The 15,118-nt window shown below is 39.4% G+C and carries 17 protein-coding genes and 1 riboswitch; of the genes, 14 read left to right on the forward strand and 3 right to left on the reverse strand.

The annotated features are described in order from the left end of the window. Positions 1–16: 16 nt before the first annotated feature. Together EM4838_RS05400 and EM4838_RS05405 are read left to right on the forward strand one after the other, a co-directional pair. Complete coding sequence (locus tag EM4838_RS05400; RefSeq protein WP_071867148.1) at positions 17–541, forward strand: NfeD family protein; 525 nt, start codon at positions 17–19, stop codon at positions 539–541. A 13-nt stretch (positions 542–554) separates the two neighbouring features. Next, positions 555–2,036, forward strand: coding sequence for a flotillin family protein (locus EM4838_RS05405; RefSeq protein ID WP_071867147.1), 1,482 nt, complete (start codon positions 555–557; stop codon positions 2,034–2,036). A gap of 49 nt (positions 2,037–2,085) precedes the next feature. Here the strand turns inward: EM4838_RS05405 and EM4838_RS05410 are convergent, their stop codons facing one another. After that, a complete protein-coding gene (locus tag EM4838_RS05410) occupies positions 2,086–2,682 on the reverse strand; it encodes an FUSC family protein (RefSeq protein ID WP_071867146.1) in 597 nt (198 codons plus the stop codon). Positions 2,683–2,791: 109 nt separating this feature from the next. Between EM4838_RS05410 and EM4838_RS05415 the strand changes: the two genes are divergently transcribed. Further along, positions 2,792–3,751 carry an aromatic acid exporter family protein gene (locus EM4838_RS05415; protein ID WP_071867145.1) on the forward strand — a complete coding sequence of 320 codons (960 nt, stop codon included), beginning with the start codon at positions 2,792–2,794 and terminating at the stop codon, positions 3,749–3,751. Between the two features lie 64 nt (positions 3,752–3,815). Here the strand turns inward: EM4838_RS05415 and EM4838_RS05420 are convergent, their stop codons facing one another. Further along, complete coding sequence (locus EM4838_RS05420; protein WP_071867144.1) at positions 3,816–4,775, reverse strand: Gfo/Idh/MocA family protein; 960 nt, start codon at positions 4,773–4,775, stop codon at positions 3,816–3,818. A 196-nt stretch (positions 4,776–4,971) separates the two neighbouring features. Between EM4838_RS05420 and EM4838_RS05425 the strand changes: the two genes are divergently transcribed. The 9 genes from EM4838_RS05425 (at position 4,972) to purB (ending at position 13,351) form a co-directional block, all read left to right on the forward strand. Further along, positions 4,972–5,508, forward strand: coding sequence for a hypothetical protein (locus EM4838_RS05425; protein ID WP_071867143.1), 537 nt, complete (start codon positions 4,972–4,974; stop codon positions 5,506–5,508). A gap of 13 nt (positions 5,509–5,521) precedes the next feature. Then, a complete protein-coding gene (locus EM4838_RS05430; RefSeq protein WP_071867142.1) occupies positions 5,522–6,322 on the forward strand; it encodes a M15 family metallopeptidase in 801 nt (266 codons plus the stop codon). 9 nt (positions 6,323–6,331) lie between these two features. Next, a complete protein-coding gene (locus EM4838_RS05435; protein ID WP_071867141.1) occupies positions 6,332–6,946 on the forward strand; it encodes a glycoside hydrolase family 73 protein in 615 nt (204 codons plus the stop codon). A gap of 24 nt (positions 6,947–6,970) precedes the next feature. After that, on the forward strand, positions 6,971–7,648 hold the full coding sequence (locus tag EM4838_RS05440; RefSeq protein WP_071867140.1) for a beta/alpha barrel domain-containing protein: 678 nt from the start codon (positions 6,971–6,973) through the stop codon (positions 7,646–7,648). 276 nt (positions 7,649–7,924) lie between these two features. Further along, positions 7,925–8,022, forward strand: a riboswitch (purine riboswitch). 85 nt (positions 8,023–8,107) lie between these two features. Then, positions 8,108–8,689, forward strand: a complete 582-nt coding sequence (locus tag EM4838_RS05445) for a xanthine phosphoribosyltransferase (protein WP_019723458.1) — start codon at positions 8,108–8,110, stop codon at positions 8,687–8,689. A 2-nt stretch (positions 8,690–8,691) separates the two neighbouring features. Continuing rightward, on the forward strand, positions 8,692–9,996 hold the full coding sequence (locus EM4838_RS05450; RefSeq protein WP_019723457.1) for a nucleobase:cation symporter-2 family protein: 1,305 nt from the start codon (positions 8,692–8,694) through the stop codon (positions 9,994–9,996). Between the two features lie 440 nt (positions 9,997–10,436). Continuing rightward, the gene (gene purE, locus EM4838_RS05455; RefSeq protein ID WP_010735688.1) at positions 10,437–10,925 is read left to right on the forward strand and encodes a 5-(carboxyamino)imidazole ribonucleotide mutase; all 489 of its coding nucleotides are present in this window, start codon (positions 10,437–10,439) and stop codon (positions 10,923–10,925) included. After that, a complete protein-coding gene (gene purK, locus EM4838_RS05460) occupies positions 10,918–12,042 on the forward strand; it encodes a 5-(carboxyamino)imidazole ribonucleotide synthase (protein WP_179948054.1) in 1,125 nt (374 codons plus the stop codon). Before purE ends, purK begins: the two co-directional genes overlap by 8 nt. 13 nt (positions 12,043–12,055) lie before the next feature. Further along, positions 12,056–13,351, forward strand: a complete 1,296-nt coding sequence (purB, locus tag EM4838_RS05465; protein ID WP_034690182.1) for an adenylosuccinate lyase — start codon at positions 12,056–12,058, stop codon at positions 13,349–13,351. 142 nt (positions 13,352–13,493) lie between these two features. Here the strand turns inward: purB and EM4838_RS05470 are convergent, their stop codons facing one another. Beyond that, the gene (locus EM4838_RS05470; RefSeq protein ID WP_071867138.1) at positions 13,494–13,871 is read right to left on the reverse strand and encodes a hypothetical protein; all 378 of its coding nucleotides are present in this window, start codon (positions 13,869–13,871) and stop codon (positions 13,494–13,496) included. A gap of 256 nt (positions 13,872–14,127) precedes the next feature. Between EM4838_RS05470 and purC the strand changes: the two genes are divergently transcribed. Together purC and purS are read left to right on the forward strand one after the other, a co-directional pair. After that, positions 14,128–14,859 (forward strand): phosphoribosylaminoimidazolesuccinocarboxamide synthase, encoded by a 732-nt coding sequence (purC, locus tag EM4838_RS05475; protein ID WP_071867137.1) that lies wholly within the window; start codon positions 14,128–14,130, stop codon positions 14,857–14,859. 3 nt (positions 14,860–14,862) lie between these two features. Further along, on the forward strand, positions 14,863–15,117 hold the full coding sequence (gene purS, locus EM4838_RS05480; RefSeq protein ID WP_071867136.1) for a phosphoribosylformylglycinamidine synthase subunit PurS: 255 nt from the start codon (positions 14,863–14,865) through the stop codon (positions 15,115–15,117). Position 15,118: the final 1 nt, after the last annotated feature.

Here is a 15,118-nt window from a genome sequence, read left to right on the forward strand (position 1 = left end):
AAAGGAGGCGAATGAGATGATAGGAGGAATCGCAATCATCACGATTTACTGGTACGTTTTACTCATATGCGCTGGGGTTGCAGTGTTACTTGTTATTTTTGGAGATGTCTTTGATTTCGATGGACCTATTGATCCGATGCTGATCGTTCCCTGGTTGACTTTTACCAGTTTATTAGGTTATTTAGGTGAATCCTTGACCGACCAGTCCTCGTTAGTGATTTTCGTGATCAGCGCGATTATTGCAACCGTTTTAGTTTTTTTGTTGAATTTTTATGTCTTGATGCCGATGAAGCACGCAGAATCGACGCTATCAACTTCTGAAAAAACATTAGAAGGTCAAATCGCGACAGTCGTGACCCCGATACCGATCCAAGGAATGGGAGAAATCCAATTAAAAAGTGTTACTGGTTCAATCAGTCGCCCTGCTTGTTTTTATACGCCCCAAGAGAAAATGATCGGACGTGGCGAAAAAGTTTTGATCATTGAAGTAAGAGACCGTGTTTGTTATGTTACACCGTACGAAAGTATGTTGAAAATGTAAAGGAGTGGAAGAAATGGAAATATCTGGAGTGTTTGTTGCAATTGTTTTAGCAGTGTTGATCGTTTTAATGTTATTGATCGTCTTTGTTGCTAAGTACCAAACGGCAAAGCCTGACGAAGCATTGATCATTAGTGGTAGTTACTTAGGAAGTAAAAATGTCCATGCCGACGAGAGTAACAATAAAATCAAAATCGTCCGCGGTGGAGGTGCATTCGTACTACCAGTTTTCCAACGTTCGAATCGTATCAGTTTATTATCAAGTAAATTAGACGTATCTACCCCAGAAGTTTATACAGAGCAGGGCGTGCCGGTGATGTGTGATGGTACTTCGATCATCAAGATCGGTTCTTCTGTCGAAGAAATTGCGACAGCAGCGGAACAATTTCTAGGAAAAACGCGAGAAGAACTTGAAAATGAAGCACGTGAAGTATTAGAAGGTCATTTGCGGTCGATCCTAGGTTCGATGACAGTAGAAGAAATTTACCAGAATCGTGACAAATTCAGCCAAAGTGTGCAAGAAGTTGCTTCGGTGGATCTAGCAAAAATGGGATTGATCATTGTTTCGTTCACGATCAAAGAAGTCCGTGATAAAAATGGTTATTTGGATTCTTTAGGGAAACCACGGATTGCTCAAGTCAAACGTGATGCAGATATTGCAGAAGCAGAAGCACTTAAAGAAACGCGTATCAAAAAAGCGGAAGCAGAGAAAGAATCTCAAGCCGCAGAATTACAACGCCAAACAGAGATCGCCGAATCTTTAAAAGAAAAAGAATTGAAATTAGCTGCCTATAAACAGGAACAAGATGTGGCACGAGCAAAAGCTGACCAAGCGTATAATTTAGAAAGTGCCAGAGAACAACAACAAGTAATCGAACAAGAGATGCAAGTAAAAGTCGTCGAACGTCAAAAACAAATCGAATTAGAAGAAAAAGAAATCATTCGTCGTGAAAAACAATACGATTCTGAAGTGAAGAAAAAAGCCGATGCGGATCGTTACGCCAAAGAACAAGAAGCCCAAGCGCAAAAAGTCAAAGAAGTGACTGAGGCAGAAGCAGAACAATTTAGAATCGAAGCCTTAGCCCAAGCCCAAGCCAACCAAACTCGTTTAGCTGGACAAGCCGAGGCAGAAGCCACCTTAGCAAAAGGGAAAGCGGAAGCAGAAGCAAAACAAAAAATTGCAGATGCGTTCAAAGAATACGGAGAAGCCGCTGTGCTTAGCATGGTGATCGAAATGTTGCCTCAACTGATGCGTGAAGCGGCACAACCGCTAGGCAATATCGAAAAAATCTCTGTTGTTGACACAGGTAATTCCTCAGGTGAAGCAGGTGGCGCCAATCGAGTGACAAGCTATGCGACAAACTTGTTGTCGACGACACAAGAAACGTTGAAAGAAACAACTGGATTGGACATCAAAGATATCATTGAGAATCTTTCCACTCGTGGAAATTCTAGACAATTGAATGTCTACGAAGGAACAAATGAACCGAAAGAATAACTTAAGAAAGACTCAAAGGATCATGTCCTTTGAGTCTTTTATTGGTTCGCTATTTATTTTCATTTTGCTCACGGATCTGTGCCTTTACTTCTTCCAGATTTTCAAGTAAAGCCTGCTCTTTTTTTCTTAATTCTTCTAAGTCCTCGACAATCTCTTCTTTTTTTTCAACTTCTGGCGGACGCAAGCAAAAATTGATACCGATAGCAATAAATGTCCCGATAAATGTATCGAAAACCCGCTCAATCGCATAGAAGGCTGACTCTCCTTGAGGGATACTTAAAGAGATCAGCAATAATGTAGCAATAGCAGCAATGATCCCAGAATTATTATTGATACCGTCAGATAAGACAATCACAATGATCACTAAAAGTGGGAGAACGATCAGTTCAACTAAAAAATCATTGTGGAAGTAACTTTTTACAAAAAAATAGAAAATACCTAATCCGCCACCAAGTAGATTGCCAATAATACGCGAGCGACCAAAAGAAAAGGTCGTAGTCAAATCTTGGCGCAAGGAAAAAACAGCAGATAGGGCAGCAATCATTGGAATGCCACGATCAAAGAGATGAAAGATCAAAATACATAAGAAAACGGCTAAAGCACTCTTCATTGTACGCATACCAAGTCGAAAGCGTCCAAATTGCATAGTATACTCTCCTTTACGTTCTTTACAATATCATAACTAAACTTACCATGGATTGCTAGTTTTTCATGAACGAATTTAGTATAATTCAATAAAAAGAAAGGAGCCGATCATGCGTATTGGAATGAGAACGGTAAAAACGGTCATCAGAGTATTTGCTTCCATGTTGGTTGCAAACTACTTTTCCTTATTGTTCTGGCCATCTGCCGGTATTATTGCGTTGTTAAGTGTCGGGAATACTCGTCGCTCCACCTTGATGACTGGGATCTATCGAATCGCTGCATTTATTGTCGCTACACTTATTGCCTTTATGTGTTTTACACTTTTGGGCTATCGAATCATCAGTTTCAGTATCTTTCTATTATTTTTTATTCCAATCGCCGTGCGGTTCAAATTGACAGAAGGAATCGTTGTAAACTCAGTCTTGATCACTCATTATCTTAGTGAACAAAGTATGAGTTGGCAATTGATCATAAACGAAGCAGCCTTGATGATCATTGGTGTAGGATTTGCTTTGTTATCTAATGTCTACATGCCAGATAGTAAAAAAAGTTTAAAGGAAAATCAAGTGATCATCGAAGAGCGATTTCGTCTTCTTTTGAAGAACATGGCAGACTTTTTGCTTTCTGGCGAAGCCTACGAAAATCAAGGGTTATGCAAAGAATTACAAGTTTATATTCGAGAAAGCCAGGCATATGCACGGAATCACCAAGAGAATAACTTGCTTAGACAAAATCAATATTATGAAACCTATTTTTCTATGCGACGGGCTCAGATCAATGTGATCCAAGATATGCAAGAAAATTTAGCTTATATCCAGGACCCAGTGCCTTATAGCGACCATATATACGGCTTGTTGATCTATACAGCTGAGACATTTTCTGAATCAAATGATGGCAAAGAAATATTGACAAGGATCGAAGAGGTCTATGGAATGTATCGTCAAATGCCATTGCCGACTACGCGAAGTGAATTTGAGGATCGTGCGGAATTGTTTCAGTTTTTACAGTCATTCAAAAGTTTTATTGAAATAAAAGTAGAATTTTCTCAGCAGATGATAGTGGATGCGTAAAGGTGAATAAATAAGACGAAGCGATGAGGTAACCATCCTCTGCTTCGTCTTATTCTTATTCTGTTTATCTGTTACTCTTCCAATGCTCTTGCATATCATCTAAAAGTGCAATCACTTCGGTGGTTAAATACAGGGAACGGTTTGGCAGTTCTCCTTCGATCATTTTTACCATATTTTCAATTTCATAATTCATTGCTTGCGCACGATGGCCACTTTCAATCAGTTCTTTTGTACCATCAGTATAAATGATCTCTGCTTGGTCAGCTCTAGGATAATCATTGATTGAGATATACCCATTTTCAAAAGCAACGATTCCGACTTTTGGCATTTTTGCTTGGAAGGTCAGGCTGATCGTAGCTAGTTCATTTTCTTTATTTTGCAAGATCGTTACAGATTGTTCATCAACACCTGTTTTAAATGGAATCATACGAGAGGCGATGACTTCCGGTTGTGAGCTCAAAAAGAATCGAGCAAATGAAACAGCATAGGTTCCAATATCAAGTAATGCCCCACCTGCTAAATCAGGGTTGAAGAAGCGATTGGTCGGATCAGGTTCTTTGTAACTGCCAAAAGGTGCTTGGATCATCTTTAATGCACCTAACTTGCCTGAATCGATCATTGAACGAAGTTGATGATACAAAGGCATGTTGAAAATCGTCATCGCTTCTGCCAAGATCAGCTCTTTTTGTTCCGCTAATTGGATGGCTTGTTGAAGTTCTGCCTTATTCATCGTGATGGCTTTTTCGCATAAGACATGTTTCCCAGCTTCCAAGGCAGGAAGAATGTAGTCGATATGTTGACGATTCGGAACGGCGATATACACGATATCAACTTCAGCATCTTGCAACATATCATGATAATCGCCATACGCTTTTTTGATAGAATGGCGTGTAGCAAAATCCTGTGCTTTTTCCAAAGTTCGTGATGCAACAGCAACCAATTCACTTGATGTTTGATCGAAGTTTTCTGCAAATTCGTTAGCAATCGATCCTAGACCGACAATGCCCCATTGGTATTTTTTCATTTTTCATCTCTCCTTGACGTGATATATTTAATATAAGGGTATTTAGTTGAATACTCTTGGTTTCGCTATTATTATATCAAAAAAAGGACATCCAATCGTTCTGAAGAATTGCTTTCTAAAAAAAGGTGAAAGAAATGTTCTAATAGATGATTTTTTAACTTAATTTAAGTAGAATAAGAAGGAGGAGGAGATTGCGATGCATCAAGTATACGTTGATCTTATTATGAGTGTTTTACTCGAACAATTTGAAACAGAAGAAAATTTCTTAGATACTTATCTATTGGTGGATGAAACAACTTGGCAAGCTTGGAAGCGTGGTGAACAAAACTTACCATCCGAGGCCATGCAAAAAGTGAAAAATCTTTTTACGGACTATGAATGGATGTTGACGCAAAAAATTCTACGTCAAACCATTATTTTCCCTGAAAAAAGAAACGTTGCAGTAGCCGAATATAAGCAAATCAAAACACGTATTGCTCAGAAATGGGTAAGTAGCGGCAGTGCGAATGTAGAGTTGCTCCCTTTAAAAAATGATCAAATTGTCAATGGATATCTTGACTTGAAAGTCAGTATTCAATATGATGAGTGGGGTTATGATGACATTTTGAACTTTCGATTACCATCAGAAGTTCAAAAGCAAATCGAAGGGGAGAAAATCGAGTTGTTAGATTGGGTAAATGAAAGTCTGGAAGAAACTTACGTGAGTGAGAAAGTGGAACCAGAAAGGGAATGAAAGGATTTTTTACGTGAATAAAATTTTAGGCGTTATCTCAGTCGTGATCATGATTGTTGCGATGGGCTATCTGGTTGTTAGTGAGAGTCGGACGGATACGAAAGCTCAAGCTGATAATTCAAAGACAGAACAAACAAACACGACGAGTGCGACAGAAGAAAGTACAGAAAAAGCAACAAAAAAACCAACCTCTAGTGATTTGCCAGATGTTAAGTTGGATGATTGGTCGCTGGTATTGGTCGGACCTGATCACAAAATCGAGACAGAAATCGATGAAGCTAACCAATTGGCTGCGCTAGATAATGGCTATTTGATCGACAAACGTATTAAGGCTGATTATGAAGAACTGGCTAACGCAGCTAAAGCTGCGGGCTTTCCTTTAGTTATGGTATCGGCTTACCGCTCCGTTGCGACACAACAAGAGGTGTTCGCTCAAAATGTCCAACAGGTGATGAGTAGTCAGGGCGTCACTGAAGAAGAGGCGACCGCGATTACGAAAAAAACTATGACAGAACCGGGTTACAGTGAACACCATACAGGTTTAGCTGTGGATGTGGTCGATGAAACATGGTATAACAATTATCCCAATACTGTATTGGATGAAAAATATGGTGACGAACCAGGTGCGAAATGGCTTGCGGACAATGCCTCTAAATATGGCTTTATTATCCGTTACCCAAAAGGTCGAGAAGATATTACAAAAATCACTTATGAACCTTGGCACTTACGTTATGTAGGCAAAGAAAGTGCAGAATATATCACATCAAACGATTTAACGATGGAGGAGTACTTGGACCAACTAAAAGAAAAGTAGGAATAAGAGATGGCAAAAAATAAATGGAAAAAACAAAGGCGTAAAAATAATCGCTGGTTTGCTGTAGTTTTAGGGAGTATGTTGATCATGATGGCTTTTGTTTTTTCTTTGAGAAGTTTGTCATCGCCCTACTCTACGGAAGCACAGCAACAAGAAACACTGACTCATCAAGAATTTATCAACGCATTAGTTCCACATGCGAAAGAACTACAACAAGGCTATGGCGTTTTGCCAAGTATCATTATTGGGCAAGCCATCCTTGAATCTGATTGGGGCAATAGTACGCTTGCCAGTAAATATAAGAACTTGTTTGGAATCAAAGCGTTCGGGAACGAAGAAAAAGTCAATCTGGAAACAAAAGAATATATCAATGAAGAATGGATCACCATCCAAGGAGACTTTCGAGTCTATTCTTCGTGGGAACAATCAATGGATGACCACACGGCTTTATTTGTCAATGGTGTCGATTGGAATCCTGCATTGTATGCGAATGTGATCACTGCGACCAATTATATTGAAGCAGCTCATGCGTTACAGGCGGCAGGATATGCGACAGATCCGACATATGCTGATAAAATCATACATGTGATTGAAACTTACCAGTTAAATCAATACGATCAATAATCAGAAAAGAACGGAAGTGGACGGATGGCAGATTTATTTGTTCCAGAAATAATGACAGAATTACGTAAGGATATCGTGAGAGTCCCAGAGGTCATTATGGAAGCAAGTGGTATTAAAATTTTTGGCAAGTTGATACGTTCGATTATCTTCACCACGGATATTGCGATCATCAGAAACACCAATGCAAATGCGGTGATCGCAGTTTATCCTTTTACACCCCATCCGGCGATTACGAAAAGCATCATTGAAGCAGCGGATATCCCTGTGTTTTCAGGTGTCGGCGGTGGCTTGACACAAGGGATGCGTTCGGCATATATGAGCCTTTTTGCAGAAGCACAAGGATCATTAGGCGTAGTCTTGAATGGCCCAACACCAGTAGAGACTGTCCATGATGTCTGTCAAGTGGTTGATATACCGGTAATCAGTACAGTCACGTCTAAATACTCGGAAATCGACGAAAAATTGGCAGCCGGCATTACGATCATCAATATCAGTGCGGGAAAAGATACAGCAGACACTGTTCGCTTTTTCCGAGCAAAGTACCCAGAATTACCGATTATTGCGACTGGAGGTCCCACGGAAGAAAGCATCAAAGAAACGATTGAAGCTGGCGCCAATGCGATCACCTACACACCACCTAGTAGCGGGGAGTTATTCAGCCGCAAAATGGACAAGTATCGAAAAATCGAGAAAACAAATTGAGTACCAAACGAAAATAAATATCATTCAACCAACCATAGATAATAGTTACCGATACAATCTTGGCTTTAGCAACCTTTTCCTTTATGGGATAGGTTGCTTTATTTCATAAATACTATTTTGTTTGCTAGGATGAAACTATGAGGTTTATCAAGAATAATCCAAAGATAAATCCTTCATGAGAAAAACAAGAAATATAGTTGTAAGTTTCAGAAACAAGTGTTAGACTGTTTTCATCGTTTAAAAAATAAACTATTTTATTTCTAAAAATATCATTTATCAATCGAATATCGAACAACTTATATATCGTCATAATAAGGATGACAGTTTCTAGCCAGCACCGTAAATGTTGGACTATAAGTGAAAAAGTAGTGAGACATCTTTTTTGCTTATACATGAGCAGTAGAGATGTTTTTTTCTATGTTGAGTGGCATGAATTTAGCAAGAAAAGGAGTAAATAAAGTGAGAGAATTAGTTGAACGTATCAATAAAGATGGACAAGTCTTGGGTGAAGGCGTGTTGAAAGTAGATAGTTTTGTTACCCATCAGGTAGATCCAGTTTTGATGGAACAAATGGGCCAACGTTTTGCGGAAGTATTTAAAGAACAAGGAATCACTAAAGTGGTGACGATTGAAGCTTCTGGCATCGCCCCCGCTTTATTTGCGGCCAAAGAGCTCGGTGTACCGATGATCTTTGCAAGGAAAGCCAAAAGTTTGACGATGGATGAAGAATTATTGACGGCATCCGTTTATTCATTTACAAAACAAGTAACAAGCACGATATCGATTTCTCGTAAATTCTTGTCTTCTGAAGATAAAGTACTGATTATTGATGACTTTTTAGCCAATGGTCAAGCAGCAAAAGGGTTGATCGAATTGTGTCAACAAGCAGGTGCGAGTGTTGAGGGAATCGGGATCGTCATTGAAAAATCCTTCCAAGACGGTCGTCAACTTCTTGAAGAAATGGGCTTAAAAGTGGTCTCACTTGCCCGCGTTGCATCACTTTCTGATGGTCAAGTAGATTTTCTTGAGGAGGATGCGTAAGCGTGGAGAAAGAAACACAAAATGGAAAAGCAGCTGTCTTAGGGTTACAGCATTTATTAGCGATGTATGCGGGAGCAGTCGCTGTACCGTTATTGATCGGTACGGGGTTAGGATTTAATCAAGAACAAATGACTTATCTGATCTCAATCGATATTTTCATGTGTGGATTAGCAACGCTCTTGCAGTTGACTGTCAACCGGTTTTTCGGGATCGGTTTACCAGTTGTTTTAGGTTGTGCGATCCAAGCAGTTGCCCCGTTGATTTTGATTGGTAGTACAGAAGGTGTCGGTGCAATCTATGGCTCGATTATCGCATCAGGGATTTTTGTTGTGCTAGTTGCTGGTTTCTTTTCAAAGATCAAAAAGCTATTTCCACCGATTGTTACTGGAACAGTGATCACAGTGATTGGCTTGACGTTGATTCCAGTAGCTATCGAAAAAATGGGTGGTGGCAGTGCAACTGCTCCAGGCTTTGGTGATTTGACGAATTTACTATTAGCGTTTGTCACGATCCTACTGATCGTTGGTGTGCAATTATTAGGCAAAGGGTTCATTCGATCGATTGCGGTATTGATCGGTTTGATCGGTGGAAGTATCTTAGCTGCCTTTTTAGGTAGAATCGATCTAGGAGCAATTGGACAAGCCCCTGTTTTTCACGTGCCGCAACCTTTTTACTTTGGGAAACCGACATTTGAAATCTGGTCGATCTTATTGATGATCATCATTTCGATGGTAAGCATGGTAGAATCAACAGGCGTCTATTTTGCCTTAGGAGATATCACTGGAAAAAAAGTTGGAGAAGAGCAACTGAAAAAAGGCTATCGAGCAGAAGGGTTAGCCGTCATCTTAGGTGGTATTTTTAACACATTTCCTTATACAGGCTTTTCACAAAATGTCGGATTGGTACAACTTTCAGGAATCAAAACAAGAAAACCAATTTACTTTTCCGCTTTCTTTTTGATCATCTTGGGTTTATTCCCTAAAATCGGCGCAGTGGCTCAAATCATACCTGAACCAGTTCTTGGTGGCGGGATGTTGGTCATGTTTGGAATGGTGGCGATCCAGGGAATCCGGATGTTGTTAGAAGTAGATTTTACAAATGACAAAAATTTATTGATTGCTGCAGTGTCGATTGGTTTTGGTTTAGGCTTCAATCTGATGCCCGAATTATTCAGCCAGTTACCTGAAACAGTTCAAATGTTCACAGGAAACGGGATCGTTATGAGCAGTATCACAGCAATTGTTTTGAACTTAGTTTTTAACGGACTAAAACAAGACGAGAGAATCATTAAAGAAGCATTGAAGTAATAATATAGATCACTTCTATAAATCATAGCTAGTAACTTAATAGGGTAGAGACTTTTTTAGCTTACAGAAATAAGGCACCATCCACGAAATTTGTTTTTCAAATTTTTGTGGATGGTGCCTTATTTTCGAAAAGATTACTTTTGTTCCTGCCATTTGTTTGGTTTTGGGTGGTGCAAGAAGACGAATGACCCAGACGAATTTTTTATTTGTAGCATAGTCATGAACAGATTCTCCCTACTTTTGGATACATGAAGAAAAAGTGTGATATCCTTAAAAAAAACAAATGATTTGGATCAGAAAAACTTGATTTCAACAAGCAAAAGTCAATTTGTTAAAGACGAACAATAAGCCTTTTTATCTATTTTTCATTCGAATTTATCTTGATTTACAGAGGGGCGATTGATAAAATATAAGTGAATACGAATCGAGAGGAGAAACGAATGGCTGCAAAAATTTCTGTAATAATGGGGAGTATCTCGGATTGGGAAACAATGAAACATGCGTGTGAGATCATTGAAGAATTTGGCGTTTCTTTTGAAAAGAAAGTAGTTTCAGCACATCGAACACCAGATTTGATGTTTTCATATGCAGAAGAAGCTCGAGAAAAAGGTATAAAAGTGATTATTGCAGGTGCGGGAGGAGCAGCTCATTTACCAGGGATGGTTGCTGCAAAGACGACATTACCGGTTATTGGTGTTCCTGTTCAAAGCCGAACATTGAACGGATTGGATTCTTTGCTATCCATTGTCCAAATGCCAGGTGGCGTGCCTGTGGCGACGACAGCGATTGGAAAAGCAGGCGCAATTAATGCTGGTCTACTTGCGATACAGATGCTTTCAATGTATGATTTAGAGTTGGAGGCTGCATTAGCGAAACGACGCGCAATGTCGGTTGAATCTGTAATAGAAAGTAGTGATCAACTTGGTTAAACCATTATTACCAGGCTCGACGATCGGAATCGTCGGTGGTGGACAGTTAGGTCGCATGATGGCGATCAGTGCAAAAGAAATGGGCTTCAAAGTCGGTGTACTTGATCCGATGAATGATTGCCCGGCTGCTCAAGTAGCGGACTGGCACATTGAAAGTTCCTACGATGATACGTTTGCTTTAGAAGAACTTGCAAGACGAACTGAGGTCATCACCTACGAATTTGAGAATGTGAGTGTGGAAGCACTGAATGCGATTTTGCCGATGTCATTTATTCCTCAAGGAACAGATTTATTGGCAATCACGCAAGATCGTCTACTAGAGAAATCATTTTTAGAAACAAATAACATCGTGATCGCTCCACATGCAACGATCGTCAGTCCTACAGATATCCAAGATGCAATCGATGGTATCGGTTATCCTTGTGTCTTGAAAACAACTCGAGGCGGGTATGACGGTAAGGGGCAATATGTACTGAAGAGTCGAGCAGACTTAGCTCCTGCGATGGATCTTTTAAGAGAAGGAACTTGCGTATTAGAAGCTTGGATCCCATTTGAAAAAGAACTATCGATCATGGTCGCAGGCAATGGGCAAGGGCAATATACGACATTCCCAGTTGTTGAAAATATCCACCGTAATAATATTCTCCATGAAACGATTGCGCCAGCAACTGTTTCAGCGGATGTGATCGAAGAGGCAGAAAGAATTGCTAAAGTGATTGCTGAAGCAGTGAGTTTGTCCGGTGTACTGGGCGTCGAAATGTTCTTGACGAAGACTGGTGGATTGTATGTGAATGAATTGGCACCACGTCCACACAATTCAGGCCATTACACCTTAGAAGCATGCGGAATGACACAATTCGATGCGCATATCCGTGGGATTTGCGGTTGGCCTTTACCTAAAAAAGTCCCATTATTAAGTGATGCAGTCATGGTCAACGTTTTAGGTGAGCAACTCTTAGAAAGTTACAATTTGATTGCGAAAAAACAAGATTGGAAATTCCATTTCTATGGCAAGAAACAAGCGAAAAAAGGTCGTAAGATGGGACACATCACGATTTTGACAGAAGATATCGAGTCGACATTGAAAGAAATCGAAAAAACGAATATTTGGGATTAAAGGAGAATAGTTGATGTTAGAACGTTATACACGACCTGAAATGGGCAATATTTGGACAGAGCAAAATAAATATCAAGCATGGTTAGAAGTAGAAATACTTGCAGATGAAGCATGGGCAGAATTAGGAGAAATACCTAAGGAAGATGTAGCGAAAATCCGTGAACACGCGTCTTTTGATATCGCTCGTATCTTAGAGATCGAGCAATCGACGCGTCATGATGTCGTTGCTTTTACTCGAGCAGTTTCAGAAACTCTTGGCGACGAAAGTAAATGGGTCCATTATGGATTAACAAGTACAGATGTGGTTGATACAGCTTATGGTTACCAAATCAAACAAGCAAATGACATTTTGCGCGAAGATTTGAAACGTTTCACAGCGATCATTGGTGAAAAAGCCAAAGAGCATAAGTATACAGTCATGATGGGACGCACGCATGGTGTGCATGCTGAGCCAACGACTTTCGGCCTAAAATTAGCTACTTGGTATTCTGAGATGAAACGAAACATCGAACGTTTTGAACATGCAGCAAAAGGCGTAGAAGCAGGAAAAATCTCCGGTGCTGTTGGTACGTTTGCGAATATCCCTCCGTTCATTGAAGAATACGTGTGTGAAAAATTAGGCATCCGTCCGCAAGAAGTATCCACGCAAGTCTTACCACGTGATCTACATGCCGAATATTTTGCGACGATGTCATTGATTGCGACCAGTATCGAACGCTTTGCGACTGAGATTCGTGGACTTCAAAAATCTGAAACACGAGAAGTCGAAGAATTTTTTGCCAAAGGACAAAAAGGCTCATCTGCTATGCCACATAAACGTAATCCGATCGGTTCAGAAAATATGGCTGGCTTAGCGCGAGTGATCCGTGGGCATATGATTACCGCTTATGAAAATGTTTCATTATGGCACGAAAGAGATATCTCCCATTCTTCTGCAGAACGGATCATTCTGCCTGATACAACGATCCTACTTGATTACATGTTGAACCGCTTCGGCAATATCGTTAAAAATCTAACGGTATTCCCAGAAAACATGAAACGTAACATGGATGCGACATTTGGCTTGATCTATAGCCAACGTGTTATGTTGAAATTGATCGATAAAGGGATGACAAGAGAAGAAGCCTATGATCTTGTTCAACCTAAGACAGCGTATGCTTGGGATAACCAAGTGTCCTTCCGTCCGTTACTTGAAGAAGACGAAGCGATCACTTCTGTTTTGACACCAGAAGAAATCGCTGAAGCATTTGATTACAACCACCATATGAAAAATGTGGATGTCATTTTTGAACGTGTCGGTTTAGCATAAACTACTCAGCAAGAATGTAGGTTAACATTGTTTCTCGATTGATCGAGGAAAAGACGAACAATCACTAGCTAGAACTATTTTTTTTAATGAAAGAAAAAAAGAACATCCTTCAGACTAACTTCTGAGGGATGTTCTTTTTGGTTTAAGCATAAGCCATTTGATGACCCAAATTGAAATGTTGGGAGTGTAGAAGATTCAATAATGTTTCAACAAATGTATAGCCAAATTCTTGTTGATCGAAGGTCACGAGCAAGCGGTAATGATGCTTGAATAGCTTTTGCTCATGGATTTGTTTGATCACTAGTTCATGGTTGTTTTGGGTTAAGTAATGGAATGTTCGTTTTCGACACTCCGATTGTCGTTTTGCTGCACGACGAAGTTTTCTAAATGTATAAAAACTTCGATCCTTCATGCAGGCATCAACATCTTTGATAGCAAGCAGATCATTGTACAAGCGTGATTTTTCTTCAACAGATAAATCGAGTAAAAAGCGTTGGGCAGACATACTTGGATCTTCCATTTAGTTACCTCCTTGAAACCTCTAACTGTTTTCTTTAAATCTACTATATCACCAATTAATAAATGTGTAAACGCTTCTTAGCGAAGAACAACTTTTCTTAATAAAAGTACGAAAAACGAACATTAAGTGTTTTTAATGGTTAAAATGTACACTTTTGTATTGATTTGATTCCTGACCCTTGGTAAAATTTAAAGTGAAAAGACGAACAAATAATGTGTGTTTGTAAAACAACGTTAATAAACAAGGAGTCGTAGACATGGAAAAACAGAATTTGCTCTATGAAGGAAAAGCAAAAAGAATGTTTAACACGAATGATGAAACTGTCTTATGGGTGGAGTATTTAGACCAAGTGACTGCCCTCAACGGTGGAATGAAAGACCAGATGCAAGGAAAAGCAGAATTGAACAATCAAATCACAAGTGCTATTTTTGAATACTTATCGAATCAAGGAATAAAAAATCATTTTCTTGAGAAATTGTCAAAAACCGAACAATTGATAAAAAAACGGTCGATCATCCCCTTAGAAGTGGTCGTCAGAAATATTTCAGCTGGAAGTTTTTCAAAACGCCTAGGAGTAGAAGAAGGGCAAGTGCTACCGTCACCAATCGTTGAATTTTACTACAAAAAAGATGAATTAGATGATCCATTCATCAATGATTCACATATTGCTTTCTTAAAGCTAGCAACTCCAGAAGAGATCGCCGAACTAAAAAAACAAGCGTTACTCATCAATGAACAGCTGATCAAACTATTCAAAAAGATCGATTTACAATTAGTCGATTTTAAAGTGGAATTTGGCCGAACGGATATAGGAGAAATCGAATTAGCAGATGAGATTTCCCCGGATACCTGTCGCTTATGGGATATTGCTACAAACAAACATATGGATAAAGATGTCTACCGGCGAAAGATTGGCAACATCATTCCTGTCTATCAAGAAGTGCTCGATCGTTTAAATCAATTATCACTCGAAAATAAAGGAGAATAAATCATGTATTTTGTAAAAGTGTACGTAACATATAAAGACTCAGTATTAGACCCACAAGGAGAGGCAGTTAAAAATGCGGTACATCGTTTAGGCTACGACAACATTGAAGATATTCGTATCGGAAAGTATTTTGAGATCCAAGTCTCAGCAAGTGAAGAAGAAGTAGAAGCAACGATCGAAGCGATTTGCGATCGTTTATTAGCAAATATCAATATGGAAACGTATCGTTATGAAATCAACAAAATGGAGGAAGTTTAGC

The organism is Enterococcus mundtii, assembly GCF_002813755.1.
GTDB classification, from domain to species: Bacteria; Bacillota; Bacilli; order Lactobacillales; family Enterococcaceae; genus Enterococcus_B; species Enterococcus_B mundtii.

What these genes read in the sequence shown, in the direction of transcription:
- EM4838_RS05400 (WP_071867148.1), top strand. Translation starts at nt 17, where the DNA reads ATGATAGGAGGAATCGCAATCATCACGATTTACTGGTACGTTTTACTC.
- EM4838_RS05405 (WP_071867147.1), top strand. Translation starts at nt 555, where the DNA reads ATGGAAATATCTGGAGTGTTTGTTGCAATTGTTTTAGCAGTGTTGATC.
- EM4838_RS05410 (WP_071867146.1), bottom strand. Translation starts at nt 2,682, where the DNA reads ATGCAATTTGGACGCTTTCGACTTGGTATGCGTACAATGAAGAGTGCT.
- EM4838_RS05415 (WP_071867145.1), top strand. Translation starts at nt 2,792, where the DNA reads ATGCGTATTGGAATGAGAACGGTAAAAACGGTCATCAGAGTATTTGCT.
- EM4838_RS05420 (WP_071867144.1), bottom strand. Translation starts at nt 4,775, where the DNA reads ATGAAAAAATACCAATGGGGCATTGTCGGTCTAGGATCGATTGCTAAC.
- EM4838_RS05425 (WP_071867143.1), top strand. Translation starts at nt 4,972, where the DNA reads ATGCATCAAGTATACGTTGATCTTATTATGAGTGTTTTACTCGAACAA.
- EM4838_RS05435 (WP_071867141.1), top strand. Translation starts at nt 6,332, where the DNA reads ATGGCAAAAAATAAATGGAAAAAACAAAGGCGTAAAAATAATCGCTGG.
- EM4838_RS05440 (WP_071867140.1), top strand. Translation starts at nt 6,971, where the DNA reads ATGGCAGATTTATTTGTTCCAGAAATAATGACAGAATTACGTAAGGAT.
- purE (WP_010735688.1), top strand. Translation starts at nt 10,437, where the DNA reads ATGGCTGCAAAAATTTCTGTAATAATGGGGAGTATCTCGGATTGGGAA.
- purB (WP_034690182.1), top strand. Translation starts at nt 12,056, where the DNA reads ATGTTAGAACGTTATACACGACCTGAAATGGGCAATATTTGGACAGAG.
- EM4838_RS05470 (WP_071867138.1), bottom strand. Translation starts at nt 13,871, where the DNA reads ATGGAAGATCCAAGTATGTCTGCCCAACGCTTTTTACTCGATTTATCT.
- purC (WP_071867137.1), top strand. Translation starts at nt 14,128, where the DNA reads ATGGAAAAACAGAATTTGCTCTATGAAGGAAAAGCAAAAAGAATGTTT.
- purS (WP_071867136.1), top strand. Translation starts at nt 14,863, where the DNA reads ATGTATTTTGTAAAAGTGTACGTAACATATAAAGACTCAGTATTAGAC.